Here is a 2,456-nt window from a genome sequence, read left to right on the forward strand (position 1 = left end):
GGGCGGGCTCGAATACGCCGGCGACCGGCTGCTGCAGTTGCCCGGCGCCCTGTTCGTCGTCGTCGCCGTGACGACGGCGGGTGCGTTTCTGTCGATGCGGATTCCGCGCTGGGTCGAGGTCACCGCGGGCGAGGTGCCGGCGACGCTGAGTTACCGGCAGGGCAACCGGAAGCGGAATTGGCCCGAAGAGGTCAAGCGGGCCAGCGGAGCACTTCGACAACCGTTGGGCCGCAACATCATCACCGCGCTGTGGGGCAATTGCACAATCAAGGTGATGGTCGGGTTCCTGTTCCTGTATCCGGCGTTCGTCGCCAAGGCGCATCAGGCCAACGGCTGGGTGCAGCTGGGCATGCTGGGCTTGATCGGCGCGGCCGCCGCCGTCGGTAACTTCGCCGGCAACTTCGCCAGTGCGCGGCTGCGGCTGGGCCGGCCCGCCGTTCTGGTGGTGCGCTGCACGTTGGCGGTGACCGGTATCGCGCTGGCCGCGGCGGTGGCCGGCAACCTGCTGATGGCCGCGATCGCCACCCTGGTCACGTCGGGTTCGAGCGCGATCGCCAAGGCGGCTTTGGACGCGTCGTTGCAGGACGACCTGCCCGAGGAATCACGCGCGTCGGCGTTCGGGCGTTCGGAGTCGACGCTGCAACTGGCGTGGGTGCTCGGCGGCGCATTGGGTGTGCTGCTCTACACCGATCTATGGGTCGGCTTCAGCGTCGTCGAGTCGGTGCTCATCCTGGGCTTGGCCCAGACCGTGGTCAGCTTCCACGGCGATTCGCTGATCCCAGGCCTCGGCGGCAACCGGCCGGTGATGGTCGAGCAGGAAGGTGAGCGCAGCGAGCCGACCACCGCGGCGGTGCCGCGACAGTGAAGTCCACGGGTAAGCCCGCGGTCGCCGTGCTGCTCGCGATTGTGGTGCTCGCATCGATCGCCGCCGGAGTCGGCGCCTGGGCGCTCGCGCGTGAACACGGTCCACAGCGCCCCGAGATCAGCGCGTACTCACACGGCCACCTGACTCGGGTGGGCCCCTACCGCTACTGCAACGTGCTCAACCTGACCGACTGCGACATCCCCGAGACAGAGGGTGAGCTGCCGGTGAATTCCCGTGACCCCGTGCAGCTTTCGGTGCCACCGTCGATAGGGCGGGCGCCCTGGTGGTTATTGCGGGTATACGAGGACTCCGCCATACCCGCGACGACGTTCTACCGGCCGGACAGCCGGCTGGCGGTCACCATTCCCACCGTCGATCCACACCACGGTCGACTGAGCGGAATCGCGGTGCAGTTGATGACGGTGGTCGTCGACCCGTCCGGTGAGGTGCAGGGTGTCCCCCATGCCGAATGGTCGGTTCGGACGGTGTGGAACTAGCGCCGAGCAGTCCCGTGTCCGCACTTGCAATCAAATAACCAGGCGCGGAACGTGTGTCACAGAACAGAAAGGAATCTGCGATGCACGAGCCTTCGGTGCGCGTCGTCCGGCAAAGTGAACTCTCCGATAAGACTCCGCAGACGTCGGGACTCCTCCGGCAAGTCGCTTTCGACAGCCGCAACCCCGACGCCAAGGTACTGAGCGCATTCCTCAGCACGGTCCTGCCCGGTGCAGCGACCGGTGCACACCACCACGGAGATCAGGAAACGATTCTTTACGTGCTGGAAGGCACCGCCAGATACCGGTGGGGCGACCGCCTGCAGCACGTCGTCGAAGCGGGCCCGGGAGATTTCGTGTTCATCCCCGCGCGCACGGTGCACCAGGAGATCAACGCGTCCGCCGAGCAACCGACCGTCTGGGTTGTCACCCGTTCAGGCACCGACCCGATCGTGGTAAACCTGCCGGAGCTGGACAAATTCGCCGAGCCGGCCGCGCGCGAGTATCCGCATCCCTGACCCAGCACAACAGCATGCGTCTCGCGATCTCACCTACCGCGAACTCTCGTCGGCAATGTCGTCCTGAGACTGCTGCAAACCAGGCGCGTCCGGGTCGCCGCCTTGGTGCTCCAGTAGATCCTGCTCTTCACGCTGGTCCTCGGTCACCTTCCGGGCATCTTTGGGATTTGGATCAGCACTGCTGGTGTGCTCGGTCATGCGAGATCTTTCTCTGAGCCGTAAAAGCGCTTTCGAGCAGGATGTCCAGGATCGAGCGCTTCGAAACCCAGTCAGGGCAATCCCTGGCCCCGCGGTACCCGCTCACCCTCAAGGGTCGGACCAGGTGGTGTGCCGTCGCCGAAAGGCCTGCCGCCCAACGCTTCCCGACCATGCGGTGTCAACCAGTTTGCCAACTCGGGACCCTTCGGCACGATGCGTGTCGGGTTGATGTCGGCATGCACGATGTAGTAGTGCTGCTTGATCTGGACGAAGTCGATGGTGTCGCCAAAACCCGGCGTCTGGAACAGGTCTCGCGCGTAGGCCCACAACACCGGCATCTCGGTGAGCTTGCTCCGATTGCACTTGAAGTGTCCGTGGTAG

3 protein-coding genes and 2 pseudogenes are annotated in these 2,456 nt (G+C 65.3%); 3 read left to right on the forward strand and 2 right to left on the reverse strand.

The window, feature by feature from the left end:
* From VN856_RS11670 to VN856_RS11680, 3 genes and pseudogenes are all read left to right on the forward strand, one after another.
* A pseudogene (locus tag VN856_RS11670) lies at window positions 1-865 on the forward strand (MFS transporter); the annotation flags it as partial.
* Complete coding sequence (locus VN856_RS11675) at window positions 862-1,362, forward strand: DUF2771 domain-containing protein (protein ID WP_325689125.1); 501 nt, start codon at window positions 862-864, stop codon at window positions 1,360-1,362. The pseudogene VN856_RS11670 and the gene VN856_RS11675, both read left to right, overlap by 4 nt.
* Window positions 1,363-1,442: 80 nt before the next feature.
* Window positions 1,443-1,877, forward strand: a complete 435-nt coding sequence (locus tag VN856_RS11680; protein ID WP_325689127.1) for a cupin domain-containing protein — start codon at window positions 1,443-1,445, stop codon at window positions 1,875-1,877.
* Window positions 1,878-1,910: 33 nt separating this feature from the next.
* On the opposite strand, the gene VN856_RS11685 is transcribed toward VN856_RS11680, so the two are convergent.
* Window positions 1,911-2,075, reverse strand: coding sequence for a hypothetical protein (locus VN856_RS11685; RefSeq protein WP_325689129.1), 165 nt, complete (start codon window positions 2,073-2,075; stop codon window positions 1,911-1,913).
* Window positions 2,076-2,146: 71 nt separating this feature from the next.
* A pseudogene (locus tag VN856_RS11690) lies at window positions 2,147-2,456 on the reverse strand (glutathione S-transferase family protein); the annotation flags it as partial.

The organism is Mycobacterium sp. (genome assembly GCF_035603715.1).
Taxonomy (GTDB): Bacteria; Actinomycetota; Actinomycetes; order Mycobacteriales; family Mycobacteriaceae; genus Mycobacterium.